Source organism: Parendozoicomonas sp. 2304DJ65-17 (genome assembly GCF_058148445.1).
In genome coordinates, this window is the sequence record NZ_JBYVJV010000034.1 from 1 (window position 1) to 331 (window position 331).

The following is a 331-nucleotide window of genomic DNA, read 5'->3' on the forward strand; positions in this document are numbered from 1 at the left end:
GGTCGGGGTAGAGAGATTCGAACTCCCGACATCCTGCTCCCAAAGCAGGCGCGCTACCAGACTGCGCTATACCCCGATTTATCTTTTTACGAAAAGATAAGAAAAATGGAGCTCTTAACCAGATTTGAACTGGTGACCTCATCCTTACCAAGGATGCGCTCTACCGACTGAGCTATAAGAGCTTAATAAATAATATGGAATCTGCCCGCCAAGGATGGCGGAAATATTGAAAATGCAGGAGCAATTTTCAATGAGTCGTTTGTTGCTGACACTGTAGTATGTGTCGATCGTTTCGCGTTACTTGGATCTTCTTTCTTAAGATCGCTTTGGC

At 45.0% G+C, this 331-nt stretch carries 2 tRNA genes; both read right to left on the bottom strand.

The features are described from left to right. Positions 1-2 precede the first annotated feature (2 nt). Positions 3-76 (bottom strand) — tRNA-Pro (locus tag ACY2RR_RS24425). 30 nt (positions 77-106) lie between these two features. Further along, a tRNA-Thr gene (locus ACY2RR_RS24430) sits at positions 107-182 on the bottom strand. Between the last annotated feature and the right edge of the window lie 149 nt (positions 183-331).